29 protein-coding genes are annotated in these 25,793 nt (G+C 37.3%); 15 read left to right on the forward strand and 14 right to left on the reverse strand.

What is annotated here, in order from left to right; all coding sequences use genetic code 11:
• Window positions 1–63: 63 nt before the first annotated feature.
• Entirely contained in the window at window positions 64–1,338 is a 1,275-nt protein-coding gene (locus tag H4J56_RS17740) for a CinA family nicotinamide mononucleotide deamidase-related protein (protein ID WP_182217858.1), read from the reverse strand.
• Between the two features lie 182 nt (window positions 1,339–1,520).
• Between H4J56_RS17740 and H4J56_RS17745 the strand changes: the two genes are divergently transcribed.
• The 3 genes from H4J56_RS17745 to dapA all read left to right on the forward strand — a co-directional run bounded on the left by H4J56_RS17745 (window position 1,521) and on the right by dapA (window position 3,778).
• Window positions 1,521–2,291, forward strand: a complete 771-nt coding sequence (locus tag H4J56_RS17745) for a DUF4097 family beta strand repeat-containing protein (protein ID WP_182217860.1) — start codon at window positions 1,521–1,523, stop codon at window positions 2,289–2,291.
• A 129-nt stretch (window positions 2,292–2,420) separates the two neighbouring features.
• Window positions 2,421–2,807 carry a hypothetical protein gene (locus H4J56_RS17750; RefSeq protein ID WP_070374454.1) on the forward strand — a complete coding sequence of 129 codons (387 nt, stop codon included), beginning with the start codon at window positions 2,421–2,423 and terminating at the stop codon, window positions 2,805–2,807.
• A gap of 62 nt (window positions 2,808–2,869) precedes the next feature.
• Window positions 2,870–3,778, forward strand: a complete 909-nt coding sequence (gene dapA, locus H4J56_RS17755) for a 4-hydroxy-tetrahydrodipicolinate synthase (protein WP_182217862.1) — start codon at window positions 2,870–2,872, stop codon at window positions 3,776–3,778.
• Between the two features lie 7 nt (window positions 3,779–3,785).
• Here the strand turns inward: dapA and H4J56_RS17760 are convergent, their stop codons facing one another.
• Window positions 3,786–4,658 (reverse strand): RluA family pseudouridine synthase, encoded by an 873-nt coding sequence (locus H4J56_RS17760; RefSeq protein WP_182217863.1) that lies wholly within the window; start codon window positions 4,656–4,658, stop codon window positions 3,786–3,788.
• 124 nt (window positions 4,659–4,782) lie between these two features.
• Between H4J56_RS17760 and H4J56_RS17765 the strand changes: the two genes are divergently transcribed.
• The 4 genes from H4J56_RS17765 (at window position 4,783) to H4J56_RS17780 (ending at window position 8,167) form a co-directional block, all read left to right on the forward strand.
• On the forward strand, window positions 4,783–5,124 hold the full coding sequence (locus tag H4J56_RS17765; RefSeq protein WP_070374451.1) for a ribonuclease E inhibitor RraB: 342 nt from the start codon (window positions 4,783–4,785) through the stop codon (window positions 5,122–5,124).
• Window positions 5,125–5,210: 86 nt separating this feature from the next.
• Window positions 5,211–5,423, forward strand: a complete 213-nt coding sequence (locus tag H4J56_RS17770) for a hypothetical protein (RefSeq protein WP_182259689.1) — start codon at window positions 5,211–5,213, stop codon at window positions 5,421–5,423.
• Between the two features lie 664 nt (window positions 5,424–6,087).
• The gene (pcaF, locus tag H4J56_RS17775) at window positions 6,088–7,326 is read left to right on the forward strand and encodes a 3-oxoadipyl-CoA thiolase (RefSeq protein WP_182204376.1); all 1,239 of its coding nucleotides are present in this window, start codon (window positions 6,088–6,090) and stop codon (window positions 7,324–7,326) included.
• Window positions 7,327–7,516: 190 nt separating this feature from the next.
• On the forward strand, window positions 7,517–8,167 hold the full coding sequence (locus tag H4J56_RS17780) for a lysoplasmalogenase (protein ID WP_182259690.1): 651 nt from the start codon (window positions 7,517–7,519) through the stop codon (window positions 8,165–8,167).
• Between the two features lie 6 nt (window positions 8,168–8,173).
• On the opposite strand, the gene H4J56_RS17785 is transcribed toward H4J56_RS17780, so the two are convergent.
• On the reverse strand, window positions 8,174–9,106 hold the full coding sequence (locus H4J56_RS17785) for a LysR family transcriptional regulator (RefSeq protein WP_182217868.1): 933 nt from the start codon (window positions 9,104–9,106) through the stop codon (window positions 8,174–8,176).
• A 107-nt stretch (window positions 9,107–9,213) separates the two neighbouring features.
• On the opposite strand from H4J56_RS17785, the gene H4J56_RS17790 reads away from it, so the two are divergent.
• Complete coding sequence (locus H4J56_RS17790) at window positions 9,214–9,741, forward strand: NADPH-dependent FMN reductase (protein WP_182217870.1); 528 nt, start codon at window positions 9,214–9,216, stop codon at window positions 9,739–9,741.
• Here the strand turns inward: H4J56_RS17790 and cobD are convergent.
• The 5 genes from cobD to H4J56_RS17815 form a co-directional block, all read right to left on the reverse strand.
• Window positions 9,715–10,785 carry a threonine-phosphate decarboxylase CobD gene (cobD, locus tag H4J56_RS17795; RefSeq protein WP_182251517.1) on the reverse strand — a complete coding sequence of 357 codons (1,071 nt, stop codon included), beginning with the start codon at window positions 10,783–10,785 and terminating at the stop codon, window positions 9,715–9,717. The genes H4J56_RS17790 and cobD overlap by 27 nt on opposite strands.
• The gene (locus tag H4J56_RS17800) at window positions 10,785–11,750 is read right to left on the reverse strand and encodes a CobD/CbiB family cobalamin biosynthesis protein (RefSeq protein WP_182259691.1); all 966 of its coding nucleotides are present in this window, start codon (window positions 11,748–11,750) and stop codon (window positions 10,785–10,787) included. Before H4J56_RS17800 ends, cobD begins: the two co-directional genes overlap by 1 nt.
• Window positions 11,747–12,439, reverse strand: coding sequence for a histidine phosphatase family protein (locus H4J56_RS17805; RefSeq protein WP_182259692.1), 693 nt, complete (start codon window positions 12,437–12,439; stop codon window positions 11,747–11,749). The genes H4J56_RS17800 and H4J56_RS17805 overlap by 4 nt, the downstream gene beginning before the upstream one ends.
• Before the next feature lie 75 nt (window positions 12,440–12,514).
• On the reverse strand, window positions 12,515–13,129 hold the full coding sequence (locus tag H4J56_RS17810; protein ID WP_182217877.1) for a phospholipid-binding protein MlaC: 615 nt from the start codon (window positions 13,127–13,129) through the stop codon (window positions 12,515–12,517).
• Window positions 13,130–13,297: 168 nt separating this feature from the next.
• Window positions 13,298–13,885 carry a TetR/AcrR family transcriptional regulator gene (locus tag H4J56_RS17815; protein WP_070374442.1) on the reverse strand — a complete coding sequence of 196 codons (588 nt, stop codon included), beginning with the start codon at window positions 13,883–13,885 and terminating at the stop codon, window positions 13,298–13,300.
• Between the two features lie 299 nt (window positions 13,886–14,184).
• Here H4J56_RS17815 and H4J56_RS17820 point away from each other — a divergent pair, with 299 nt between their 5' ends.
• Window positions 14,185–15,180 (forward strand): catalase family peroxidase, encoded by a 996-nt coding sequence (locus H4J56_RS17820; protein WP_182259693.1) that lies wholly within the window; start codon window positions 14,185–14,187, stop codon window positions 15,178–15,180.
• A gap of 184 nt (window positions 15,181–15,364) precedes the next feature.
• Here the strand turns inward: H4J56_RS17820 and H4J56_RS19830 are convergent, their stop codons facing one another.
• From H4J56_RS19830 to H4J56_RS17845, 5 genes are all read right to left on the reverse strand, one after another.
• Window positions 15,365–16,273, reverse strand: a complete 909-nt coding sequence (locus H4J56_RS19830) for a hypothetical protein (RefSeq protein ID WP_259368205.1) — start codon at window positions 16,271–16,273, stop codon at window positions 15,365–15,367.
• A gap of 401 nt (window positions 16,274–16,674) precedes the next feature.
• Window positions 16,675–18,150, reverse strand: a complete 1,476-nt coding sequence (locus H4J56_RS17830) for a carbon starvation protein A (protein WP_182259694.1) — start codon at window positions 18,148–18,150, stop codon at window positions 16,675–16,677.
• Window positions 18,151–18,636: 486 nt separating this feature from the next.
• Window positions 18,637–19,071, reverse strand: coding sequence for a tetratricopeptide repeat protein (locus tag H4J56_RS17835; protein WP_182217882.1), 435 nt, complete (start codon window positions 19,069–19,071; stop codon window positions 18,637–18,639).
• A 369-nt stretch (window positions 19,072–19,440) separates the two neighbouring features.
• Window positions 19,441–19,722, reverse strand: coding sequence for a hypothetical protein (locus H4J56_RS17840; protein WP_182217884.1), 282 nt, complete (start codon window positions 19,720–19,722; stop codon window positions 19,441–19,443).
• Between the two features lie 159 nt (window positions 19,723–19,881).
• Complete coding sequence (locus H4J56_RS17845) at window positions 19,882–20,757, reverse strand: LysR family transcriptional regulator (protein ID WP_182259695.1); 876 nt, start codon at window positions 20,755–20,757, stop codon at window positions 19,882–19,884.
• A 101-nt stretch (window positions 20,758–20,858) separates the two neighbouring features.
• Between H4J56_RS17845 and maoP the strand changes: the two genes are divergently transcribed.
• Window positions 20,859–21,179 carry a DUF413 domain-containing protein gene (maoP, locus tag H4J56_RS17850; protein WP_182222827.1) on the forward strand — a complete coding sequence of 107 codons (321 nt, stop codon included), beginning with the start codon at window positions 20,859–20,861 and terminating at the stop codon, window positions 21,177–21,179.
• Between the two features lie 98 nt (window positions 21,180–21,277).
• Here the strand turns inward: maoP and H4J56_RS17855 are convergent, their stop codons facing one another.
• Window positions 21,278–21,760 carry a DUF1353 domain-containing protein gene (locus tag H4J56_RS17855; protein ID WP_182259696.1) on the reverse strand — a complete coding sequence of 161 codons (483 nt, stop codon included), beginning with the start codon at window positions 21,758–21,760 and terminating at the stop codon, window positions 21,278–21,280.
• Between the two features lie 124 nt (window positions 21,761–21,884).
• Here H4J56_RS17855 and H4J56_RS17860 point away from each other — a divergent pair, with 124 nt between their 5' ends.
• The 5 genes from H4J56_RS17860 to H4J56_RS17880 form a co-directional block, all read left to right on the forward strand.
• Window positions 21,885–23,231, forward strand: a complete 1,347-nt coding sequence (locus tag H4J56_RS17860; protein ID WP_182217891.1) for a magnesium transporter — start codon at window positions 21,885–21,887, stop codon at window positions 23,229–23,231.
• Between the two features lie 389 nt (window positions 23,232–23,620).
• Window positions 23,621–23,839: a hypothetical protein gene (locus H4J56_RS17865; RefSeq protein ID WP_182217893.1), complete on the forward strand. Its 219-nt coding sequence runs from the start codon at window positions 23,621–23,623 to the stop codon at window positions 23,837–23,839.
• Window positions 23,840–23,865: 26 nt separating this feature from the next.
• Window positions 23,866–24,117, forward strand: a complete 252-nt coding sequence (locus tag H4J56_RS17870) for a hypothetical protein (protein WP_182222828.1) — start codon at window positions 23,866–23,868, stop codon at window positions 24,115–24,117.
• A gap of 526 nt (window positions 24,118–24,643) precedes the next feature.
• The gene (gene rimK, locus H4J56_RS17875; protein ID WP_070374431.1) at window positions 24,644–25,549 is read left to right on the forward strand and encodes a 30S ribosomal protein S6--L-glutamate ligase; all 906 of its coding nucleotides are present in this window, start codon (window positions 24,644–24,646) and stop codon (window positions 25,547–25,549) included.
• A gap of 14 nt (window positions 25,550–25,563) precedes the next feature.
• On the forward strand, window positions 25,564–25,793 hold a 230-nt coding region (locus H4J56_RS17880; protein ID WP_182217897.1), incomplete at its 3' end, for a succinylglutamate desuccinylase/aspartoacylase family protein.

Genomic DNA, 25,793 nt, shown 5'->3' on the forward strand with positions numbered 1-25,793 from the left:
CTTTCAATATTATTATAGTTAATACCTAACGTTAACATGCATACAACATATTAAGGCTATATATTAAAAATAAAGTGGTGTTTGACTACTCTCAATTAATAACCGTCTTATTAAATCAAGAGATCTTGCTGCTACCGTACGTTGAAAGTTTTCCCTATTTGCCTTTATACAAAAATATTTGGTGTGTATTTTATCTTTATTACCCCAAGCTATCCAAACTGAGCCAACGGGTTTTTCTTTACTGCCACCCGTTGGGCCAGCTATACCTGAAACGGCAATAACTAAATCAGCTCCTGCTATGGCTAATGCACCTTCTGCCATCGCTATTACTGTCTGTTCACTAACCGCGCCATGTTGTTCAAGTATATTTTCATTAACATGCAATAGTTTGCTTTTCATATTATTTGAGTAAGTTACAAAGCCAGCCTCAAACGAAGATGATGACCCTGAAACTTTGGTTATTTCGCTGGCGATTAAACCGCCGGTACAAGACTCTGCTGTTGTTATTTTAAGATTTTTTTGTTGGCATAACTGCAATACTAGTTCGGCTAAAGAATAAGGTTTATCTTTAATCTCTTCAATGATGTGATCATTTAATAAGGTTTTAATTTTTTGAATAAGATCGATTTTTATTGATAAATGCTCATTTTTTTCAACGGTTAACTTTAATTCTATTAATGGCGAAGATGCACGAAAACCGACTTCAACTTCTTTAGGCCAATCGGGAAAGTTTTTTACCAACATTGACTGAAGGGTTGACTCGCCAATACCAAATAATTGTAAGCGAGTAATATCCATTTCCGCAGTGAAGTTAGATTGTGAGGCCAATTCAGGAATGATTACTTCATCAAGCATTATGTTAAGTTCACTAGGGACCCCCGGCGTACAAAAAATTTGGCAATCATTCAGTGTTAAGGAAAAACCTACTGCGCTGCCTACTCGGTTGGCAATAATATTACAATTTTCCGGCAGCAGGGCTTGCTTTAAATTAGCCTTACCTAAATGAGCATTACGTTGTTCACACCAGGTTTTTAGGTGGGCCAATGCTATAGGATGTTGCTTTAAAAAGCGTTGTGACGCCATCGCTAATGCTTGCGCGGTTAAATCATCTGTTGTTGGACCAAGCCCGCCATTAATAATTAATACATCGGCATCTTTTGTTAAGTGTTCTATTTCCTTTGCAAGTAAATCAAGATCGTCAGCTAAGGTCACTTTTCGACTAATTTTTATGCCAATGGCTTTACATTGTTGAGCGATCATTGCTGAATTACTGTCGACAATATCTCCCGTCATCAATTCATTGCCAGTAAGAAGTAAGTGCACGTTAGCGATGGTCATTTATAAATCCTGTTAATAGGTAAAAATTACCGTTAGGTTACTGTAAAAGTTGAATTGTTGTTAGTTATTAAGAGCAGGAAAGGTCATTTAAAAAAGTAAAATAAAATTTAAACCTTTTCAATGCCATTGTGTACTTAACCATTATAGTCATTAAAATAGTTAATAAAACTCAAGGAAATTTCATGAAACAGTCATTTAAGAAACAACTTACTTTAGCCACAATTTTATCACTTGCTAGTATTAGCACCGTATATGCAGAGGTTAAAGATACCATTGAAAAATCATTTGTTGTTAATGAACAAACAAGTTTACGTTTAGCTAATATAAATGGTGGTGTTGATATTCAAGGTTGGAGTAACGATGAAATTAGAATAACAGCAACAGTGACCGCGGAAAATCAAACTGATAGAGACCGTATAAACCTTGATTTTTCTGAAAGTTCTAGTGGCGTTAGTGTTGAAACTATATACCAAAAACAATCATCTTGGGGGCATAATAATAGCTCTGGCAAAGTTGATTATATTGTAATGGTTCCGTTTGGCGCGGCATTAACCGATATTGAATTAGTAAACGGTTCATTGGTGATTGATAAAGTACGAGGTGACATAAAAGCGAATACAGTCAATGGTACTATTAGTGTGCAAGGCTTAGCTGCAAACCTTGAATTAAATTCAGTTAATGGCAGTATTAATGCGACCTACCAGCAAGTTGGTAACAACATCGACAGCGTGGAGCTAACAACGGTCAACGGCAGTATTAAACTTTATATGCCTGGTGAGCTCAATGCCACGATTAATGCCGAAACCATGCACGGTAGTATCGACACGGCATTTGGGCTTTCAAGTGAGAAAAAAATGTTTAGTGGTCGTCACTTATCTGGGACAGTCGGCAGCGGCGATATTACGATTAATTTAGAAAGTGTCAATGGCAGCATTAAGGTATTAAAAAACTAATTTTTAATAAAACGTCAAGCGCTTTATTTAACCACAACAATCAATGTTGTGGTTTTTTTTATTTGGTTGTCGGTGAAAATAATGCACAATAGTATTTATATCTGACAGAGTTATTAAGGCGTGTTTTAAGTGAGTGAACAATATAACCGAGCATTATTAGCCGGCCGTTGGTATCGTATGGAAATGAACGACGTCGGTCACCAACTTGTTGAGTATGCTGAGCTTTGCCTTGATGGTAGTTTTGAATTTTCTTTTGTTGAACAAACGTCTCAGGGCGAAATTGTTAGCCAAATTATTGAGTTAGGCGATTGGGGATTAGTGGGAGATATTCACTTTACTATCACACAAGAAGAAGTTGTTGACGGTGAGCATTATCGAGCCGATTTAAATGATGAAAATAACTATCAGGCTTATAAAGTTTTAGCCTTAGACAGTCAAATTTTCAAATATCAGCACATTGTTAGTAATGAAGTGTTTATCCTGCGCCGAGTTGTTGATAAAATCGGTCATTGTTAAATTCAGTTATTCTTCAAAAATAAGAAAAATTACCCTTTTACCTAATATGTAGTTGAGAAAAAATGAAAAATATAAAGGCAGCAAGTTTAATTACTGCGATAAAAACCCCTTACAACGCACAGGGTGAAATTGACCTTGTTACTTATGACAAGCTGGTTGCAAAGCAAATAGCGGCGGGTGTTGACGGTATTGTTGTCGGTGGTACTACAGGTGAAGGACACTTATTAAGTTGGGAAGAGCATTTAATGTTAATCGCTCATACCGTTCATCAATATAGTGACAAACTTATTATTGTTGGTAATACCGGTAGTAATAATACCCGTGAGGCAATTAAAGCCACACAAAATGGGTTTGCCATGGGTATGGATGCAGCATTGCAAATTAATCCTTATTACGGGCGAACCTCAATGGCGGGTGTTGCCGCGCATTTTAACAAAGTCTTAGATATTGGTCCTGCGTTTATCTATAACGTACCAGGAAGAACGGGCCAAGACCTTACGCCTGATTTGATCGAACCTTTGTCAAAGCATAAAAACTTTATTGGTGTGAAAGAATGTGGCGGCAATGACCGTATTGCTTATTATGAAAAACAAGGTATTGCTTGTTGGTCAGGTAATGATGATGAATGTTATGTTGGTCGCCACCAATTTGGCTCTCACGGTGTTATTTCTGTAACCTCGAATCTAGTACCGGGCCTAATGAGAACATTAATGGACAGTGAAGATGACGAACTAAATGAACGTTTACAAAGCCTGATGAAATGGTTGTTTTGTGAGCCTAACCCTATTGCCATAAATACCACGTTAATGATGACAGGTGCCGTTCAAGCTAACTTTAGATTACCTTATTTAGCGTTGACACTAGAGCAACGTCAAATCGGTTTTGATCTGTTAGCTAAACTTGATGCGGCTGAAATTGTTGGTGATAAATTAGCTCTGCTTAATGATAGTGATTTTAATTACTGTTCATAAACAACACTTAGCCAAGAGCATTTAATGAGGGCATTAAATGTTCAGGCACTTTAAACGACCTCTGCTCTGCGGTTAGCGGGCAAATAAAATTAAGTGCCACGGCGCACAGCTGTAAGTTAATACTTTCTTCAATGCTGGCGTCGCCAACTTCCCCGTGTAATCTATCGCCAACCACCGGCATATTAATACTTGCAGCATGACTTCTTATTTGGTGTTTTCTCCCCGTATCAATAATAACTTGCACCAACGAGGTGTTATTTTTTTCATTATAAGCAAGATGGCTAAAATGGCTGCTGGCGCTTTTACCATCGACATCACAGGTTAATGTGTCAGGTTGTGGTCGTAAACGATGATCGCCGTGAATAATAATATGATAAATTTTCTCTAAGTCATGTTTTTCAAACATCGCACTTAATGCGCGCGCTGCTTTTTTACTATGGGCAATTAGAATTAATCCGGTGGCTGCTCTATCTAAACGGTGAACAATAAATGCGGGGCGCTCAGGGGATAAATGTGTTTGAGCCCAACGGGCAATCGTGCAGTGATCACTCCACTTTGAACCTTGAGATAACATACCGTAAGGTTTATACCATACGCTATAATCAACATCGTCATTAATTAATAACGCTTCATTAGGCTGTTGGCTTAATACTTGTTCGTCATAATAAAAGTGTAGGGTATCGGTTACTTGTAATGGCTTTTTGATGCGTCGCAAACGCTGTGTGCTTTTACCACGGGTTAACCATAACGCACCTCGTTGAATAGCCTGTTTTAATTGAGCATTACTTAATGAGCATGCTTGGTTAAGTTCGCCAATAATGCTGCTATTTTCTGTATTAACATCGATATGAAGCTCAAATTTATGCAAGGCTATATTCAAGGTGAGTGATTCGTTGGTAAGTTATATCGCTAGTTTACCAAAAATAATCGCTAACTGAATTGGTATTATGTTTTTCATCAGATAAAATAGCGAATTAATGCCTACAAAGATAAGATGAAAAATAATGAACCGTGATTTAGCCCTATTTCCACAAGACAATGTTGGTGATGCCTTATGGCAAATGATGATTGATGGTGATGATTTAAACCAAGCCCGTGAAATTGAGTTTTCAGTGATATTTCCTAACGAAGAAGCCGCTTTGAAATTTGGTCAGTTACTTTTAGAAAACAATCAAAAACTCTCTTTTTGTCCTTATGAAGGCAATGATGATTTTCCTTGGGAAATTACCGCTTATCCTTTTGTTGGCGCCAGTTATGAAAATATTAGTTCCTACCAAAATTTATTGATTTCAAGCGCTGAGCCGTTAGGTGGTCAATATGACGGGTTTTATTGCGCCGCTGTTTAATTTAGCGCTCTTATATTAATAAAAGTGCAGATCCATTGACTATTACCCAGATGCTGAAGGCTATTTAGCATTAATAAGGCAGCTTTATGCTTGATATAACACAGTTTAACCTATTAAAAAAAAGCAGTGCAAAGTCATTTAACGATCAAAAAGCATTGATTAAAAAAGTGATGGCGGGCCGTGAAATGAAATGTGAAACTTGCGGCAGTATACTGCGTTTAATTGTCCCTGAAGATAAAAGTACTCCGGGTGTTTATTGTGGCAAAGGCTGTACCGATATCAGTTTAGACTTTATTTAAGCGATAAAGTAAATTTAACTCACTGGAGCAGAGCGACAATTTTCTTTTATTAATTTATTATTTTCTACCGGTATTTATACGGTCGCTTCAGTTTCTAAGATTGCTTGCCAATCAGGGAGTATTGAAGCACCAATGCCAGTAAAGACTTATTACCAAGCGTATTCAATAGTTTGATATTCACAGGTGGCTAAAACCTTATTGATTCATCGACCATAACCACTTTTAATTTATCGAGTGCATCACAAGGTGCTCGATTGATAAAGGGCATGATTTGTCATTTCGCAATATAAATTGAAGGTTGCTGAGCAATAAGCCAAGCTTTTTCGCAGTAAGTTGATGGTTGTATTGTCAGATAATAGTCTTGTCAGATAGCAAAGACGTTTTTGTAGTTTTCAACTGAATGAGCTGGAATAACAGGCCTGTCACAAGGCTTTTGTGAGTCAATCAAGGTTAACTGGATATGATCAATCTCTTCGGTGATTTTATTAATAAATCGGGATTTTCAGAAAAAAGAGGGTGAATAGACTTGGCGTTGTCAGCGATTTCTTATGCTTTTACCGGTAAAGAAAAAATAGTTAAAGTAAAAAGTGCTTATCATGGCGCTTATGATTATGCTGAGGTCAGTTAGATCGAAGCACCGATAAACTCAAAAGAGAATATATACATGAGTGCCTTTTCAACAAAAACTGAAAACAGCGGACAAAATGAAGTCTTTATTTGTGATGCAATTAGAACTCCCATTGGCCGTTATGGCGGCTCGCTAGCGACTATAAGGGCTGATGACCTAGCCGCCTTACCCTTAAAAGCATTAATGGCACGAAATCCAACTCTAGATTTTAGCCAAGTAGACGATGTTATTTTAGGTTGTGCTAACCAAGCAGGGGAAGACAACCGTAATATTGCTCGTATGGCAACGTTATTAGCCGGCTTACCTTACCAAGTACCCGCAACAACGCTAAACCGTTTATGTGGTTCAGGGTTGAATGCTGTCGGCATTGCTATGCAGGCGATTAAGTCAGGTGAAGCTGAAATGATTATTGCCGGTGGTGTTGAAAGTATGACTCGGGCGCCTTTTGTGATCGGCAAAGCGGAAAGTAATTTTTCGCGTACTCAAGAAATGTTCGATACGACTATGGGCTGGCGCTTTGTTAACAAAGCACTCGATAGCGCTTATGGTACTGAAAGTATGCCACAAACAGCAGAAAACCTTGCCGAAGAGTTTAACATTAGCCGAGCAGACCAAGACAAGTTTGCTTTTGCTAGCCAGCAAAAAGCGGCGAGTGCCCAACAAGCTGGATTTTTTGCCGAAGAAATAATGCCTGTCAGTGTTATAAAAGGTAAAGAAGAGCCTATTATTTTCTCTCAAGATGAGCATCTTCGCCTAACAAGCTTAGAAAAAATGTTAGCACTCAAACCTTTTGTTCATGCCAAAGGCAGTATTACCGCGGGTAATGCCTCAGGGATTAATGATGGCGCTGCCGCAATCTTATTGGCGTCAAGTCAATCGGTGCAAAAAAACAACTTAACCCCGATTGCTAAAGTGCTAGGTATGGCTGTCACTGGTGTACCGCCACGTATTATGGGGATTGGCCCAGTACCGGCAACACAAAAACTATTAAAACGTTTAAACTTATCGCTTGAAGATATCGACCTTATTGAACTGAACGAAGCTTTTGCAGTACAAGCTTTAGCTTGTATTCGCGAATTAGGTTTACAAGATGACGATCCGCGTATTAACCCACAAGGTGGCGCCATAGCCTTAGGGCATCCTTTGGGCATGAGTGGTGCGCGTTTAATAACGTCTGCGGCTCGACAACTACAACGTACCAATAAGCGTTATGCACTGTGTACCATGTGTATTGGTGTCGGCCAGGGCATAGCCTTAATTATTGAAAGAGTTTAAGCCATTTAAAAGCCGAACAGCTAAAAAAGGGCGTAGGGTATACTCCCTTTTTTGTCTGTGCTAATAAATAGCGACCACTAGTTTAGCGATATTATCTCGAGCTAAATGATAACTTATTTTCTATTTTTAAGTAGATAGTGATTTTTAGCGAAGGTTTATAACAAAGGTTTATACAAAGAAGATGACAGCAATGGCCCGATCCCATTTACTTTTATTTTTACTTACTGCCTGTGGCTTTATGGTCAGTATTTTTTTTAAGCCTTATCCGCTGAGCTGGTTAGTAAAAATTTTGCCGATTTTAGTGTTATTGCATTTTTCATGGCAAAACAGTAGAGGTACTAAAGAACGCGCTCATAAGTTATTTATGATCGGTTTGGTTTTCTCTATTTTTGGCGATTTCTTTTTAGATTATGACCGAGTAAATTGGTTTGTACTCGGTTTAGCGGCTTTCTTAGTAGCTCATCTTTTTTACATCTTTAGCTTAAAGCCCTTAGTAGCCAAGCCTATTATCAGTAAACGTTTACCACTTATTGGGCTCTATTGTATCTATGGCGTTGGCGTGTTTTTGGTCATATATGCTGGCTTAGGCGAGTTATTTATCCCTGTATTGGTTTATATGACCATACTGCTATTAATGGGGATCACCACCTTACTTTCACAAAAAGCTAATATTTGGCTAATTATCGGTGGGCTCAGTTTTATTCTTTCTGATTCATTAATCGGGCTTAATCAGTTTTATCATCAAATACCTTATGCCAGTGTTTGGATCATGATTAGCTATTACTTCGCTCAACTGGCATTAGTTAACGGCATGTTTACTCAGGATAATAATTTAGCGTAGTTGTGGTTAACTATCGCCTAACTTATCGACAATAAAGTCGATAAAGCATTTCACTTTAGCGGGCATATTTTTTCTGCTGGGATAAACCAAGTAAACACCAATGTTTATTGGCATAAAGTCTTCAAACAAGGGGACTAATTTCCCTGTTGCCACTTCTTCACGTAAATTAAATAATGGCATACGAATAATACCTTGTCCTGCTAAGCATAACGAAATCATCATTTCTGAGTTATTACATGATACTCGACTGGTTACATGTGTTTGCGTTACTTGGCCATTCTGGGAGCTGTACTGCCAAGTTTCGGGCGTTTTTAAGTTACGGTAACTGATCATGTGATGATCGACCAATTCATCGGGATGTTTAGGTCGACCATATTGTGTTAAATACTCAGGAGAAGCGAGTGTTAAGCTAGTTGAGTTCATAAAACGTCGGCTAATTAAGCTTGAGTCTTCAAGTTGCATAGCGGCTCTTATCACAATATCAAAGCCATCAGCAATCAAATCAACTTTATGATCGTTTAAGTCGATATCTAAGGTTACTTTCGGATACTTAGCCATAAATTCAGCGAGGATCGGCCGAATACGAGAAACACCTATACCAATAGGACAGCTTAACTTTAATCGACCTTGCGGTATTTGCTGGCGTCCAGAAAGGCTATTTTCAACGTGTAAAGCATCTTCAATGATCTGTTGGCATTGCTGATAATAGACTTCGCCTTCCGATGTTAAACTTAAAGTTCGGGTCGTGCGGTGTAGCAAGCGGACGCCTAAACGGGTTTCTAGCTTACTAACCTCCTTGCTGATATAAGACGTAGAGTGCTGCATTTTTTCAGCGGCATTGACAAAACTTTTGCTTTGCACAACTTGGACAAAAACAGCTATACCATCAAGTAAGTTACTTTGACTTTGTGAAGAAGAAAATAGTGTATTAGCTTTCATATGGAAATAATGTATCTGTAAGTAAGTTATTAATCTTATATAGGAAACAAATTACACTATCTTCACTGAAATACCTATTGTTACCTTTTCTTACCTTTGGAGTTTATATGAAAATTATCGCTTTTGCTGCCAGTAGTAGTCGTCAATCTATTAATAAACAGTTAGTGAGCTATGCCGCTAGTCTCGTTGAGAATGCACAAGTTGAAGTACTCGATATTAATGATTATGAAATGCCTTTATATAGTGCTGATAGAGAAGCTGAACTCGGTAAACCGCAGTTAGCACAAGACTTTCTTGATAAAATAGCCACTGCAGATGCTTTGGTCATAGGTTTTGCCGAGCATAATGGTTCTTATACGGCCGCCTATAAAAACTTATTTGACTGGAGCTCTCGCACGCTACAAAAAGTCTATCAGCATAAACCTATGGTTTTATTAGCGACGTCACCAGGACCTGGTGGAGCTGCAACTGTTCTTGCCGCCGCTGTAGGATCGGCACCCTTTTTTGATGGCGAGGTAAAAGCCCATTTATCTATACCTAGTTTTTATGACAATTTTGATGCCGACAAAGGACAGTTAAAAAAGGGTGAGTTAGCTGAAAAGCTCGCTTCAGCTATGGCTATGCTCAGCCAATAATTTTGCTAATATCTGGTATTGTTCTTGATCAGGTATGCCAAAACGCAAAGCATTTTTTTCGTCGCACAAGCGCACGTAAAGTCCTTGGCAACAGAATTTTTGATAAAGTTCTGTAGCTTGGGGATGAAAGAGAGTTTTAAATAAACCACACCCAGTGATGGTTATGCTTGGGTCATCGCTTTTATTTTGGTTAGGTAAAAAAGTTTTCGCTAATAACGCTTCTAACTTTATTGATAAAGCGATTAACTGCTGTCGTTGTGCTACTTGCCAGACTTTATTCTTTAAGGCTTGCTCAGTAATAAATTGAGCCGGGCCATTAACTTCCCAAGGTGAAGATAACTGCTGTAGTTTATTTATCCAAGAAGGGTGTGCACTTACAAAGCCGATTCTGATCCCCGCTAAGCCAAAAAATTTACCAATTGAACGTAACACAAAAAGATGTTTATTAGCCGTTAAGTGGATCAGCGATTGACTCGGTGTTATGACATCCATAAAAGCTTCATCAACAATTAACCAACCTGACAATGATTCAAGCGTCGTTAACAGTGTGGTTAATGTTTGCTGTTGCTGTAATTCACCGGTTGGATTATTAGGGTTAATCACCACAACAATCGCGTAGCGAGATAGCGCTTCGCAAGTGGGTAACTGCTGATAATTTTTTATGGTAAAACCAGCATCATGCCATGCTCGTTCATGCTCTTTATAGCCCACTTCCGGTAACCATACCTCTACCCCGTTTGCTGGCTGATTGATATGATTAAGATAGAGTGCAGGTAAACGAGCAATAACCGCTTGGCTGCCGCTCGTTACGCTAATATTCTGTGTACCATAATAATTTTTAGCCGCAGATAGCATTGCTTGGTTTGGCTGTGGTAACTGTTGCCAGATATTTGTAGGAATAGTGGGGATCGGGTAATTAATTGGGCTAATACCTGTTGACAAGTCTAGCCATTTTTCGAAAGGAATTTGATAGTGTTGGGCAACTTCATTGAGCTGACCACCGTGTACTAACAGGGGCGAACTTTCATTAGCTTTATTGTCCATCACAAATTTACACTATAAAAATAATGCAGGAATTGATAGCAAAAATAAGTAAAAATCAAAATAATAACCGCTTTATTGACCAGGTTTATACTACGAAAAATATCATTTTTAACAACGCTATTACCGCAACCTAATGGTATCGACGTTACTGCCTTGCCATGATAAGTCGCTGTTCCACCCAGCGTGAAGTTTAGAACGCTGGCGCCCGTCGCCATTACCCAACCGCCATTTAGGCTTTTATAATGCTGGCCTTGTCGATAACCATTATGTAGCGCACTGATCATTTTTGAGTAAGACAAATTTGTTTGGCAAGCATAAAGTAATGCGGTAATTTTTGCACTTGGCCAACCGAGTAAGTCGTCCATGCGGGCAGCACACCAACCAAAATTGATAAAACGTTGATTTTTATAGCCCCACATTGCATCTAATGTATTGGCGAGTCGATGTAAAATCACCAGTGGAATACCACCAATAATAAACCAAAAGAAACTAGCAACAGCCGCGTCATGACCATTTTCTAGGACAGACTCAACGGTTGCACGGGAAATTTCTTGTTCGGATAGGTCTGCTGTATTTCGGCTAACTAAATAACCACAAAAATATCGTGCGGTGGCTAAGTCATTTTTATTAAGGGGATTAAATATTTGTAAAGCATGTAATTTTAGACTTTTTAAACCGATAGCGAAATAAAGGACTAAGGCATCTAAGCACCAAAAAAATAGCTGGTTTTGGTGAAAGTAATAATAAAGAATAGGTAAAGGTAAACATAAGATAAGCCACGATAAAATCCCCAATAATCGAGGCAACAATATGGAGGTTGTTTTCGGTGTCGCATGCTGAAAGTTAAAGGTATGCTCTATTGCAGTACTTAACCAACCAAAGCCTACTAAAGGATGAAATCGTTTTACTTCGCCGAGCCAACGATCTAGCAGGTATGCCATCACCATGATCACAGAACTTGTCATCGCGGCATTATCACCGCTGAAGGTTTAGTGATGTCGTGTGTCGCTATAAGGGTAAATACTTTAGTTTTACACTGGTAGGCAAGCTGAAAAATGCAGCCATTATCAAAGGCTTTTTGTTGACTGTTAATTGCTTGTTTATCAGAAAAATTTTCAACAAACAAAGATAAAAAACAGCGTAATATATCGCCGTGACTAACCACAAGAATACTCTTAATCGCTATGTCGTTGGGCTTAGTGGTCGTTTTATCTTGTGGCGTTTTTTGATCATCACTAGTATTAGCAATCTCAATTAATGCTTGTTGAAAGCGAAGTGCGCAGTCAATACCCGATTCTCCACTCGGCGGTGCGGAGGCGTTTACTTGATGAAAAATAGCATGGAAGTTTTTTTCTAATTTAACTTCGTCAATAACTTTTCCTTGCCAGAGGCCAAAATCTCGCTCGATTAAGGCCGGCGCAAAGTTAAGTGGACAATCTACTGTCACCTGACAAATTTCAGCGGTACTTTTTGCTCTTGGTAATGTTGAGCTTACAATAAGGTCTATCTTGTGATCAACTAGTTGCCTAGCAATTCCATCAGCTTGTCGATAGCCTTTATCGGTTAAAGGGCTATCTAACTGTCCTTGAAACTTCCCTATTTTATTCCACTGTGTTTCGCCGTGGCGCGTAAGATAAAAATTAATAACCGTCATTTATGCTAATACTTACTGATGCATTGATAATATTACAAAATATTTTAGCATAGCTTGATGACGGAATTAGAGAACTTATTGATTAAAAGAAGCTAACTCTAAGGTCACTTGGTCAATGCCACTCTTTTGGATCCGTTGGCTTATTTCAGCTTCTTTACTACTGAGTAAAGAGATACCTTCGATGATCATATCGTAAGCTTTCCATTGACTTGTTTGTCTGTCTTGGCGCATTTGAAAAGTAATGTTAATTTCAGGCGCATTGGCATTACGAATAACTGAATTAACACCAACAATTCTAGCGCCATTTGTTGATTTATGAGATTCAAATGCAACGTCTTGTTGTTTATATTGTTTTAACGCTATTGCATAAGTTCTTACTAAGTAACTGCGCATAGAAACAACAAATTTTTCACGCTGTTCTGGGGTCATCGTTCTCAAATTTCTACCTAAAACCTTGAATGCGGCGTATTTGTAATCTATTGATGGCATTAACTCTTCTTCAACAATATCACGCATCAGTTCAGGGAATTTTTTCAGTGACTCTTGATCTTTAGCAATACGAGAAAACAAACGTTCTCCTGTTTCAGCAATTACTGTGTATGGAGAGTTTTCAATGCTGTAGGCATTGCTGGAAAAGCTTGCCAATGAAGTCATGAATAAGAGAGTAAATATTGCCATTAAGTGTTTCATGTTTTTGTCCGTATTTGAGAGAGCGTATTAAGTGCTGAGTTCATTGTTAATTCATTAGGGGTATTTTACATACCGACCATGCGGTATGTAAATACTTAATTGATATTTTTTATTACTATTTGCTATATCGGCTGTGAAAAGCCAAGGAGATAAGTGAAAAGAGTGGCGTTAATGACTTCTAAGATTTCTAATATAGTTGCACAGTTCTTTGATGACTTTTTCAAAGAGGTCTTTGTTTTTAGAACTTTTACTTAAACTAGAAGAACCATGAAAAGTTGAGACAATAAAATAGGCAACTTGGCTAAAATCAATGTCGTCACGAAGCTGGTTAGCGACACGTTGTAAGTTAATGGCGATAAGTTGGTTGAGTTGTTGCTGCATGTTTAAAATACGTAAGCGAAAGCCTTCATCTACGCCAGACATCTCTTGGCAAAGGTTGTTTAAAGGACAACCACAAACAATCTCGTCACAAGATGAGTTGGTATACATAGCGGTAAAAAAGTCGCACAAACCTTCAATAGGATCATCTACCTCTACTGCTGGCTGCCATAATTCTAAAAACATGGGGGTATAAATTTCTTCAAAAACAGCGTAGCCCAGCTCCATTTTATTTTTAAAATGATGATACAAGGCACCTTTTGAAACTTCACAGCGCACTAAAATACAAGATAAGCTTGTTGCGATGAAACCCTTTTTATGAATTTCATCTGCACTTATTTCTAGTATTTTTTGACGAGTTAGCTCTGCGTCTCTCATATTCACGACTTAATTAACTATTAATGATAATTCATTCTAACCGACCGGTGGGTAGGTTGTAAACCCAGCTTTTTTATTGGTGAAATATTTGAAGTTGAATAAGAATGTTTTGTGTCATTAAATCATCATTATTTTCACCATAACTATGACAACAAATTTCTTTAGTCTTATGCAAGTTGGTCGTGAAATATTTATTACACTATTAAGGTCCTTTGCTATGCTTGTAGATAATACTCTAGATCTTATCTATGACATTTTTCGTCATTTGAATTATTGAAATAATCACTCTAAGGAAACCAATGAAACATAATCTCATTACCTCAAGTATTAGTGCTTTGTTTCTTATCGCTACTGCTACAGCAACATCGAACGCTGCAGCCAATGATAAAGAAGTTGTCGCCAATGATTTTGTTGAAATATTTGAAAAATTGGGTGGGAAACATCCTGGCTATAGAAAAGCACATGCTAAAGGTTTGTGTGCATCAGGTACTTTTGTACCAACACCCAATCAACATTTTACTGGAGCTGCTTTGTTATCGAACGGCGAACTACCGGTATCTATTCGATTTTCCGTTGGCGGTTCAAATCCCAATAGTGATGAAAAAGCGGCTGGCACGCGCGGCATGGGCATGCAAATAAAGTTACCTGATGGCTCTTTTCACACTTTTACTGGTAATAACTTTCCGGTGTTTGCCGGTAAAAATCCAGAAGTTTTTCATGGTTTTTTATCGACCTTACTTCCTGATGAAAATGGTAAAACTGATCCCGCTAAAACCATGGCATATATTCAACAACATCCGAGTGTTCAAGCTAATGCTATGTGGAATAAAACAGCTAAAACAGCCGCTTCATTTGCCAACACTGAGTTCTTTGGTTTGCACACTTTTTACTTTGACCAACCTAATCAACAGAAAACTAAATTTCGCTGGACCATTGAGCCTAATTTAGGGGTTAAAACATTAGAAAAAGCTGAGGCTGCTAAAATGCCTACTGAGTTTTTAGCGGATACCTTTGCGCAACAGCTTAAAAATGAAACGGTTAGTTTTAACATTATGGCAAGTTTAGGTGAACCACAAGACAGTGATATTGACCCATCACAACAATGGCCAAGTGAACGTCCTCAAGTAATGCTAGGCACAGTGACCGTTAATACCAGTGGCAGCGATGCATGTAAAAATACTAATTTTGATCCTAATATGATGTCTGCAGGCTTTACGCCAAGTGATGATCCGGTATTAAGAATGCGCTCACCAGCTTATGCTATATCTTTTGGCAAAAGGTTGAGTGGTCAATAAGTGACTCGCTAGTAGGTATAAATCAGCATTGCTTTTATGAAATGGGGGTCAGTAAAACTGACCCCATGTGTCATTGATTTGACAATACATGGTTAGCAAAGGGCAGTTTTTTGTTGTTTTTATGGTGAATGTTAACAAGTTTAATAATTAATCGCTTCTGGTAAAGTCGTTATGTAGAACAGCTTTATTTACTGTTTACTTCAAACATTATTTTTAGCCATCTTAAGTCTTTAGGCCCAAGACCCGCTTTTTTGTGCAGAGATGGCGTTTGATAAACTTCCTTGTAAACATGACAAATAGCGACCTCAGTTAGTTCTCTCCATCTTTCTCCATCAAGTTCAGGAATACTGCCATCAGCTAAATTGGCGTCAGTTATCGGGTCATGCTGCAATTCTGTGGTACGTAGTGTCAACTCTAATTCTTGTAATATAGGATTAATAACCTGCAGTGTACTTGCATCGGCAAATTCTTTTGCAATATGTGCATCAGCTTCTTCTATAGATTTATTCAGCTGATGTTGGGAAAGTTTCTCTCCCGTAGGACGCAAGCCGTACTTGTTAATTATACCGCCAACACTGGGTAACAACGCTTTTGCCGCAATACCTACGCCCAATAATGGATTTACCACAGCGGCCAAACCACCCACTAATAGCATGCTATATGTGAGTTTTTTATCTAGCGCGTCAATTTGATCAGCCAAAGACTCAATACTGTTTGGATTACTTGCGCTTTTATTTCTTACCATTTTTTCTGCTGATTGGCGCATATAATCTTTAAGCATTTCTTCTGAATGTTGGTTGGGAAAATGAAATACACGCCTTTTGGGCAGGTTGTTAATTTCTGGAACAGCATTCGGGAGACACCGCATGGTGTGCAAGGCAAATTTATATTCTGATAGTTGGAAAGGTATAACAAAATAGTGTTTTTCGTCATACTGGATATCGTTATATTTGTCTGACTTCTCTGCGGAAATAAAGACGGGTAAGCCATTCACTTTTTCTTTAACAATGGAATAATTAGCCGCTAACTCTTCTGTGGCTTTGTCTGCAACTGAGCGAACGACATTGAGTCCTTTTTTTAAAAAATTTTGCATAAGTTTTGCAATTCCCTTGGCATGTTGTCAGTAACACGATAATGTTTTTTACTATAAGAGTACTAATACCCAATATTTTAGCTTCAGCATAATAATTATTGGCGTTTTGCGCGACAGTAACATTTTTTATATTGGCAAGGTTTCAAAGGCTAGGGAAATTAAAAATATAAGTGTACGCCTTCCTGTTGGCTGTTACTGCTTAGAATACGTTAATTATCTCAAGTTATCAATTTGGCTTAGGTCTGATTGAACCGCTAGAAAATAAGGACTTTCTTTAACTTTTTATCCTGAAAAATTAACAGTAATTGCGCTTTATTGGGCAGATACAAATCAAAAAGCAGTGCTAATTAGCACTGCTTTTGTTGTTAATGATAAACATCAAACATCAAACATCTCAAATCTTAAGGTGATGTCGAGGCAATATTTACCTGTTTATTGTGTGCCAGTATTAATAAGATAAGTGAGATAACACCGACCACAGCCCCGATTAATTTTCCATATTCACTGGGTAAATTTAAGCCTATTCCTGCCGTCATAATATAAGAGACACTAACACTAGTACCAACAATGGCAGGTAAACTGACAATCCAATGGAAAGTGCCACGGTCAAACAAAAATTTAGTGGCTAGCCATAATACGCTGGTAGAAAGTAGCATGTTTGAAAAAGCAAAATAACGCCATATTATTGAAAAATCTAATTTTGTCATAAAATAAGCAATAATCAAAATAGGCACGGCTAACAAGAGGCGGTTGCGTAAACTTTGTGGGATATTAAATGCATCCACTAAGGTTAGACGCAAGGACCGAAAAGCGGTATCTCCAGAAGTGATAGGGAATATCGCAACGGCTATAATAGCCATAATGCCACCGAGTGCGCCAAGGTAGCTGTTTGCTATATGGTTAACCACTAAGCCAGGACCGCCTTGGTCAAGCAATGCTTTAAGCTCTGAGTAACCTTCAGGAAATGCTGCTATGCCAGCTAAGGCCCAAACACAACCTACAATGCCTTCGCACATCATCGCGCCATAATAGACTGGGCGTACATATTTTTCATTGGTTAAACAACGCGCGATAATCGGTGCTTGTGTCGAATGGAAACCACTAATTGCGCCACAGGTAATTGTTATAAATAATAATGGCCAGACAGGGAGACCGTCAGCATTAGGCTCTAAAAAGTCATGACTGTAATGGTCTGAGTTAAAATACCCCAAAAAATCACCAGCGACAGGTAAGTGTGGCGCATTCATAAGTAATGATACCGCGATAAGCGAGGTCATCACTATCATGAGTAAACCAAAAAGGGGGTAGAGCTTGGTTATTATCTTATCTATGGGTAACAGTGTTGCCAGTAAATAGTAGCCTAAAATAACTAAAACCCAAAAGGTATTACCGGCTAAAAATGTGCCTTCAAAATAACTTAAATTACTTAATAATCCGGCAGGACTCATGATAAAGACAACACCAACAAAAAACAGTAGCATGGTGGTGAATATCAACATTATCCCTTTAAAGTAAACGTTGTAATAGTGGCCTGCAATTTCAGGCAAACTTTTACCATCTTCTTTAATACTCATGACCCCAGAAAAGTAATCATGTACTGCGCCACCTAAAATATTACCAAGTACAATCCAAATAAGTGCAACCGGTCCATAGAGGGCACCAAGGATAGGACCAAAAATAGGACCTACCCCGGCAATATTTAAAAACTGAATAAGAAAGGCTTTAACCGGGTGGATGGCAACGTAATCAACCCCTTCTTCAAAACGTACTTGAGGTGTTTTGATGGTTTCATCAATGCCCGCTTGTTTTTCAATGAAAGGGCTATAAAACTTATAACCCAATATTAATAGAGTGATACAGATAAAAAAGATAATCATGATTGTTTATTACTCCGTTCTAGTGAATAGATCTATTCAGGGGGAGCACAGATTTGTGCAAGCGAATATTTGCTAAGTATTACCTATATATACTGAGTATCAAAGGAGAATTTATGTTTATTCCCCGCTTTATTTAGCGCTGGGCAATACTTTATGATCTCTGTTTGGTTATATTTTTTTGCTTTACATCAAATTTACAAAGTCATACACAGTATGAAAAATTATTTTGGCGATATATTGATTTTATATTAGGTGAGCAGCGTCGATAAAATGCATACATTCAATGCAGCAGTGATTGACTTTAACGGATATCAACTTTCCAACTAAAGCCGATAATACACAGAATTAATAACGTAAAGCGACCTTACTATAGCTTATAAATCAGGCATTACAGTCGTCTACTCTAGCAGGCGACTGTATCATTTTAGGTGGTAACTTGATTATTGATCAAAGCTAAATAAAGTCACTCGCTGGCTGATGAGTTATTTAGTAAGGACTCGATACTTCAGTTTTTAACGCTTCTAATAAATCATGAATTTCAGCTTTTAATTCTTTGTCGACAATTTTATTACAGCTGATTTTTGCTTTTTCTAAGTTTTCAATCGCCTGTTCTTTTTCACCGAGTTCAACTTGTAGTGATGCAACGGAGAAGCCAATTGATGAACGAAAATCTTTTGAATTAATCTCTTCTGCTTTAAGTAATGCTTTCTCGTAAATTGAAATAGCTAAGGGTAAATCGTCGGTAAAGTCAGCCAGTGTTTCCCACTGTACAGGATGGTCTTTATCGGTATTTTCATTATCATCACAGAGTTGTTTTAATTCACTGTAGCAATTGTCAAAGTTGATTTGATTTCTTTCCTGAGCAGCAAGCATTAACTCTCCAGCCAAAGCAAATACGCGCTTGTAGATTTTTGTATTCATGATTTTTAGTACTCTTAAGTTGTTTGAGGTCTAGGTGCTAGCGGTTGACTTACAAGGTTTATTCTTGATTTGTGGTTTTTGATGCTATCAAGCCTTATTGTGTCATTAATGAAACCTAAATGGGCTGTTTGATATTTTAACACCAGTTTTAACTTTAGACTAGTTTAGACCTGAAAATTGAAGAGTTATGACTCAGTAATAAACCTAATCACTTTTTAATGGAAGTCAGTCGATAACAACGTTTTGCTTGAACTCACTCAATGGCAATCTTGTGGCGGGTAATCAATTCTTGCTAAAGAACTAAACGCGAATTAATTCATCATTAATTCGCGTTACTATTATTTTATCGATTAAGCGTTAATTATGCGCTTAATCCCAATCATCATAGTAATCTTGAGTGAACCTTCTCAGTTGTCGTTCTTCTTGCAGCTGTTCAATTTTTTTCTTGGCTAAATAGTTACGTTTGTTACTGTGTCTTGATTTTTTTACATCGCTAGGTGAGGTATGTAACTCAAATTCAGCAATGTTATTGTCACTATCGTTATCATTATCATCATCATTGTTATTATCATCTCCTTCGTTTGAAGATAGATCATAGTTAAAACTTATTTCATCAGAAGCTGATAACTCATAATTAGAATTGATATTCATTGTTATATCACCAAAGGATACTCAAGTAAAAACAGCATAATCTACGCTTTTTGCTAACAAGAAAAGTAAAATATTTTTACGTTAACGATAAATGATTTTTACTGAAAATATTTTGAATTTACTGTGCTAGTTCGCTATAAATTGTATCTGTTTTTCACGTTACTGGGGGCTCATAATAGCGGGGGCTTCTGGTTCATCTTTTCTCAGTAAATTTTTAATATCAATAATTCGTTCTTCATTCTCATTTTCTTTATGAAAGGCAATAAACAATTCACGTTTAAAAATAGGCAGGGCATTGATTTTAAATAACTTACCTTGCTCGATAAAAGGTTTCGCTAGCATGTCTGGTAGATAGGCACTCCCGCCACATTGCAGCATTAAATCAAGTGCAATACGCGCTGTACTCGTTCTAATTGCAGGAATTGATATGTCAGAAAATTCTTTAGCATGCCAGTGAGTAAAGCTAGTTCCCCAATCAATCATAATATAACGTTGTAAGTCTGCGGGGCTTGTTACTTTGTTATTAAAAGTCGTCACGGGAATTAAATTAAACATATGTAAAGATTCAATTTTTAGTTCTTCTACTTTTGGGGGATCAAATAGAATCGCAACATCTAAAGTACGCTCAAGTAATTGTCTGGTTAATTGCTCTCGCGATAATATTTCAGCGATTAAACTGATTTGTGGTTCATTGCTATATATCTTTGAAATGGCATCATGTATATAAACATCCCAAGTATTAGGTGTGCCGGCAATATAAATGTGCGCAACTTTTTCAGTGCTTATGGCAATATCTTGTTTTGCCATTCGAAGGGTATTGATCATAAGCTCCGCGTAGGGGACAAGCTTTTCTCCTGCGGGTGTTAATTGAATGTTGTTTCTGGTGCGCTGAAACAAGGTCACATTAAAGTATTTCTCTAACTGACGAACTCTGGTACTAACCGCCGCTTGGGTCAGATATAGGTTTTCTGCCGCTTTACCAAAGTGACGACAATCCTTAACTTCTAAGAAGGTTTTAATTAACTCAATATCCATACTGCAATCTCTTATCGATACGATAATTATTATTTGTTTTACAGCCTTGCTTGTTAGCCGCATAATCCGCTAAAACCTATACCCTGTCAATAGAGGCGCAAATGACTTTAATACATGGATTTATTGCTGCAACACAATTTTACGATGATGTACATTTTCCACGTGGTTTCAGAAAATCTGGAGATTTCAATATCGCCGAAGCAGAATTATTAACACAGGTAGGCAAACGTTTACTGATGTTAGAAAAAGCTATTTGTTCGCCAGAAAATGAAGTTGAAATACAGTTTGTAAACATGTGTGAATCACAACTTGAAGGTCAAACTAAAGTTGAACTGTTGTGGAAAAAATACATAAAAATAACCAGGCATAAGTCGTTTCACTGTTTAAATGGCAGCATATTTACTCAAGCAGCAGCCAGTTAGTCGATAAAATAATTAATATGCAGTAGATTTAAGGATAAACTTACCGATAAGTTTATCCTCTTCTTAACAAATTCTCAGTTGAGACTTTTAAAATTATCCTATTTGTCCTCAGGTAATAACGTCGGCTTAGTTTTGCGCTGAAATGTTAGCCAATTTACCCAACCAAAAGCCATACACAGTACCCATATAAAATAATCAATCATCAGTAGTTCGTTTCTTTCTATACCGACTTTGCGGATCAGTGTTGACCATTTTAAAAAACCATAGCCTTCTTTAAATTTAAATATTTTATCATCCTGCTTCGCCCATAAATAATTATACTCAAAGCAAAAGTCATGCAAAATAACCGGGATGAGTAATAACCCTGTTGGCGAGAAGAAAAGCCAGACTATTGCCGGGTACGAACTACCATCAAAAATAAAGCCTTTCGGAATTATAACGATTCTTTTGTTAGGTAAGGTATAATGCCAATCTTCGATAAGTTGCCATTGCCGCTTCTTAAAAAGTAATCGCCACAATTTGGAATAAAATGAAAACTTTTGCGTTTTTATAGCAAAAGGCTGTAACTTTGGCATTTTCATTAGTTTTCTAGTTTAATGATTAGAGAATAATGCGATTCTATAGTTAAATAACCCATAAAATAAAACGCAAAATTTTACTTAGTTTGATTCAAAAAATTTGTTGAAATCTTTATTAGGAAATTAAATGTCCCTAGAACTACTCCCTACTTATATTGAAAAAATCGAAGAACTGTTAGCCAACGATCTTCAATTAAATGAATTAGCTGCTGAAATTGAAGATACGCTCATGCCAGAGCACGTAGCAATTCTTTTAGAAGCTTTTCCTATCAAACCTCGATTAAGTCTTTGGGCGTTGTTGAGCGCAGATTATCAACAAAATATTTTTCTAGAGATGAAAAATGAATCTCGGCAGATGTTATTAAATGCAATGGATGACGATGCTTGTTTTCCTTTATTTGATAAATTAGATGCCAACAGTTTAATAGAACTTACTGAAGATTTAAGCGATCGCTTTATTGAATATGCTGTCACAAAAATGACAGCTAAACAAAGAGAATATTTAAAAAAGGCTCAAGATTATTCTGAAGATGAAGTAGGGCGCTGGCAAAGCTTTGACGAAAAAAGAATTTCGCAAAAATTGAAAGTCGCAGCAGCAAAGAAAGTGTGTGCAAAAAATTTATTACCATTAACTGAAGTTATTTATGTTGTTGATAATAATGCCCAATTACTTGGTGAGATCCCCATCAATAAACTGTTGCTTTTAGATGGGGATACTCCCTTAGCCAGTGTAGAGTATCAAGATGTTCAAGTTTTAGAAGCCAGTAAAGATATAGATGAATCAATTGACGAAGTGATCCTTTCTGGAAAATCAGCATTACCTATCGTTGATGAAAATGGCCATTTAACCGGCCGTTTAGATTTGCACTCTGCTTATAGATACAAAGACCAGCATAAAGATAATCAATTAATGCAATCGGCTGGTTTGAGTGATGAAGAAGATTTATTTGCCAGTGTTTGGTTAAGTAGTAAAAACCGAGCGATTTGGCTGGGTATTAACCTAGTGACTGCATTTTTAGCTTCTTGGTTTATTGGTTTGTTTGAAGCGACCTTACAACAAGTTGTTGCACTTGCCGTGCTTATGCCGGTGGTTGCATCGATGGGCGGTATTTCCGGTAGTCAAACGTTAACCTTGATTATACGTGGTTTAGCGTTAGGGCAAATTAGTGATGCTAATAGGCAGGCTATCGTTAAAAAAGAGCTTAAAGTTGGCGCAATTAATGGCATGTTATGGGCGACGGTCATCGGCATCATCACTTTTTACTGGTTTGAAAATCCAATGCTATCAGTCACCATTTGTATCGCTATTTTAGGTAATATTTTAGTTGCTTCGTTATCAGGGGTATGGATACCTTGGATATTAAATAAATTTAACATCGACCCAGCATTATCTGGAGCTGTTATTTTAACAACCGTAACAGATATATTTGGTTTTATAGCCTTTCTTGGCTGCGGTACCTTATTACTGCTTTAGAAAAAATCAGCTTAATTAACGTTTTTATTGTTATTTTAGCGATAAAAATATTGGCTATTCTCAGCGCTGAAAAGAATAATGTTGCTGCTTCTTGCAGGCCAATTTAATTTTTTAAGCCGCTGGGAATTATTTTATTATTAACGAAAAGTTGATTTAAGTAATCTGTTTTAAATGTACCCTATTGTTTTTAAAAGGTTTATGGTTTTTTTATTCTCTCCCCGTCACGCTTTAATCTTCCAGTACTCACACTCATTATATCAAGGGTTAGCTATTTTCCTTGTTTAACAAAAAAAATTGATTAGTTAAACGAAAATATTTTGCTTTTCAATTCTCAAATAGTGGAACATTATCCATCCAGAATCTAATTATGATTTTTTTGAAGGCAAAAAATGAATATTGATACATACGAAAGTACTGGCATAGGTAGCAATTTGAATTTCAATCCTGGTATCTCCGGATTCGAAGTAACGAGTGGCTCTGCAAATAAAAAAGAAATTAGCAATATCGCCAAACAGAAATATCTGGTTAAAGAAAGATTAGATATTTTAAATGAAAAAAGGTTCCTTGACCGTCAACTTAATTCATTAAGTGACTATTGGGATATGTAAGTAATTTTAATGTAAAGAGAATATTTATGAAAAAAACAATTTTAGCTATCGCTTTATTAGCCCTAACTTCAAGCATAGCGCACAGTGAAGAAGCAGAACCTGCTTTAATGGATGCACCTAGTGACTACGTATCAAGTCTTTTAAGTCAATGTAAAGAATACGCTATTGAAGATGAAATAGCAGAAGCTGATATGAAAACTTATTTATTAAATTGTATCAATGACGAATTAAAAGAAGGCGATTACAAAACAATAAAGGTTTTACCTAAAGACGAGTAATCGTTTTGTATTACCAGCTTGTCTAAGTCACTCAAATTATTTAGACCACTTAATATAAGTGGTTTTTATAATTTGAGTTCACTTACTTCACTTCATCTATTCGTAAATAAACACAGCTATTCATTATTCTCAACAAACTTCCCCCTCATTTTTTGTTCTAAAACTCTGCCAGTATTGCCATTTTAAAAATAATATACAAAATAATCTGCCATTATTCATTTAAGCCATTTTACCCGGGAAAATCACAGTTTAGTCCAATGTTGTAGAGCCCATAAATTTGTCTAAACAAGTAATATTTGCTCAGTGTTTTATCTTAATAAATTTTAATCGTTATTTTTTCAACTATTGACGTAAAATATTCTATAATAACGACTTTATAATTATATAAATCGCCGTCTAATCACTTTATTTGATTAAACGTATCGAAATATAGCGCTTTATTATTTAATGAGCTAGCTATACACTCGATATTACTTATTACCTCACTCTTTAACCTTAAATAAAGGTGAGCACTACAGGACTTATTATGAAAGTTGCTATCTTATCTAGAAACAAAAATCTTTACTCTACGCGCCGTTTAAAAGAAGCCGGCGAAGCTATGGGCCATGAAGTTGATATTATCGATACATTACACTGTTATATGGATATCACGAGTACTCGTTCAGCTGTGCGTTACAAGGGTAAAGAATTGCCAAAGTATGATGCAATTATTCCTCGTATCGGCGCCTCTGTAACTTTTTATGGCACAGCTGTGGCAAGACAATTTGAAATGATGGGTACTTTCAACATTAATGAGTCCGTCGCTATCAGCCGCTCACGCGATAAATTGCGGTCATTACAGTTGCTATCGCGTAAAGGTTTGGGTTTACCGCGAACGGGTTTTGCAAACAAGCCTGATAATGCCAAAGATTTAATTAAAAATGTTGGCGGCGCGCCAGTGGTTATTAAGTTGCTCGAAGGCACGCAGGGCATAGGCGTAGTATTAGCCGATACCGCTAAATCGGCTGAAGCCATCATCGAAGCATTCATGGGCTTAAAAGCGAACATCTTAGTACAAGAATTTGTTAAAGAAGCCGGTGGTGCTGATATTCGCTGTTTAGTCATTGGCGGTAAAGTGGTTGCGGCGATGAAACGTCAAGGCGCTGAAGGTGAATTTCGTTCTAATTTACATCGCGGCGGCTCTGCTACTGTGGTTAAATTATCGAAAGAAGAGCGTGACACAGCAGTTAAAGCGGCAAAGGCGATGGGCTTGAACATGTGTGGCGTCGATTTACTGCGTTCACAAAATGGTCCTATGGTCATGGAAGTTAATTCATCTCCTGGCCTTGAAGGTATTGAAAAAGCGACGGGTAAAAATGTTGCCGGGATGGTGTTTGAGTTTTTAGAAAAAAATGCAAAACCTCATGACACCAAAACACGTGGCAAAGGATAATTAAAGAGAGTTTTATGGACATATTACGTATAGGTGAGTTCGAAATTTTACCTGGAGAGCAGCGCAAAATAGAGTTGCCGGTTGCTAAGTTATATACCGATGCCGACGTTTCTTTGCCTGTTCATATTATTCGCGCTAAAAAACCGGGGCCCACTATTTTTTTGAGTGCGGCGGTACATGGCGACGAATTAAATGGTATTGAAATTATTCGACGCTTGATCCACGAAAAGAAACTTAAAATAAC

It is taken from the genome of Colwellia sp. BRX8-4 (genome assembly GCF_014077345.1).
In the GTDB taxonomy this organism is placed as follows: domain Bacteria; phylum Pseudomonadota; class Gammaproteobacteria; order Enterobacterales; family Alteromonadaceae; genus Colwellia_A.

Coding starts and splice junctions, on each gene's coding strand:
- H4J56_RS17800 (WP_182259691.1), bottom strand. CDS start 11,750: ATGACAAGTTCTGTGATCATGGTGATGGCATACCTGCTAGATCGTTGG.
- H4J56_RS17810 (WP_182217877.1), bottom strand. CDS start 13,129: ATGAAACACTTAATGGCAATATTTACTCTCTTATTCATGACTTCATTG.
- H4J56_RS17745 (WP_182217860.1), top strand. CDS start 1,521: ATGAAACAGTCATTTAAGAAACAACTTACTTTAGCCACAATTTTATCA.
- H4J56_RS17835 (WP_182217882.1), bottom strand. CDS start 19,071: ATGAATACAAAAATCTACAAGCGCGTATTTGCTTTGGCTGGAGAGTTA.
- H4J56_RS19830 (WP_259368205.1), bottom strand. CDS start 16,273: ATGCAAAATTTTTTAAAAAAAGGACTCAATGTCGTTCGCTCAGTTGCA.
- H4J56_RS17855 (WP_182259696.1), bottom strand. CDS start 21,760: ATGAAAATGCCAAAGTTACAGCCTTTTGCTATAAAAACGCAAAAGTTT.
- H4J56_RS17785 (WP_182217868.1), bottom strand. CDS start 9,106: ATGAAAGCTAATACACTATTTTCTTCTTCACAAAGTCAAAGTAACTTA.
- H4J56_RS17840 (WP_182217884.1), bottom strand. CDS start 19,722: ATGAATATCAATTCTAATTATGAGTTATCAGCTTCTGATGAAATAAGT.
- H4J56_RS17765 (WP_070374451.1), top strand. CDS start 4,783: ATGAACCGTGATTTAGCCCTATTTCCACAAGACAATGTTGGTGATGCC.
- H4J56_RS17815 (WP_070374442.1), bottom strand. CDS start 13,885: ATGAGAGACGCAGAGCTAACTCGTCAAAAAATACTAGAAATAAGTGCA.
- H4J56_RS17780 (WP_182259690.1), top strand. CDS start 7,517: ATGGCCCGATCCCATTTACTTTTATTTTTACTTACTGCCTGTGGCTTT.
- rimK (WP_070374431.1), top strand. CDS start 24,644: ATGAAAGTTGCTATCTTATCTAGAAACAAAAATCTTTACTCTACGCGC.
- H4J56_RS17830 (WP_182259694.1), bottom strand. CDS start 18,150: ATGATTATCTTTTTTATCTGTATCACTCTATTAATATTGGGTTATAAG.
- H4J56_RS17820 (WP_182259693.1), top strand. CDS start 14,185: ATGAAACATAATCTCATTACCTCAAGTATTAGTGCTTTGTTTCTTATC.
- H4J56_RS17845 (WP_182259695.1), bottom strand. CDS start 20,757: ATGGATATTGAGTTAATTAAAACCTTCTTAGAAGTTAAGGATTGTCGT.
- H4J56_RS17865 (WP_182217893.1), top strand. CDS start 23,621: ATGAATATTGATACATACGAAAGTACTGGCATAGGTAGCAATTTGAAT.
- H4J56_RS17740 (WP_182217858.1), bottom strand. CDS start 1,338: ATGACCATCGCTAACGTGCACTTACTTCTTACTGGCAATGAATTGATG.
- H4J56_RS17860 (WP_182217891.1), top strand. CDS start 21,885: ATGTCCCTAGAACTACTCCCTACTTATATTGAAAAAATCGAAGAACTG.
- H4J56_RS17805 (WP_182259692.1), bottom strand. CDS start 12,439: ATGACGGTTATTAATTTTTATCTTACGCGCCACGGCGAAACACAGTGG.
- H4J56_RS17770 (WP_182259689.1), top strand. CDS start 5,211: ATGCTTGATATAACACAGTTTAACCTATTAAAAAAAAGCAGTGCAAAG.
- cobD (WP_182251517.1), bottom strand. CDS start 10,785: ATGGACAATAAAGCTAATGAAAGTTCGCCCCTGTTAGTACACGGTGGT.
- maoP (WP_182222827.1), top strand. CDS start 20,859: ATGACTTTAATACATGGATTTATTGCTGCAACACAATTTTACGATGAT.
- pcaF (WP_182204376.1), top strand. CDS start 6,088: ATGAGTGCCTTTTCAACAAAAACTGAAAACAGCGGACAAAATGAAGTC.
- H4J56_RS17790 (WP_182217870.1), top strand. CDS start 9,214: ATGAAAATTATCGCTTTTGCTGCCAGTAGTAGTCGTCAATCTATTAAT.
- dapA (WP_182217862.1), top strand. CDS start 2,870: ATGAAAAATATAAAGGCAGCAAGTTTAATTACTGCGATAAAAACCCCT.
- H4J56_RS17870 (WP_182222828.1), top strand. CDS start 23,866: ATGAAAAAAACAATTTTAGCTATCGCTTTATTAGCCCTAACTTCAAGC.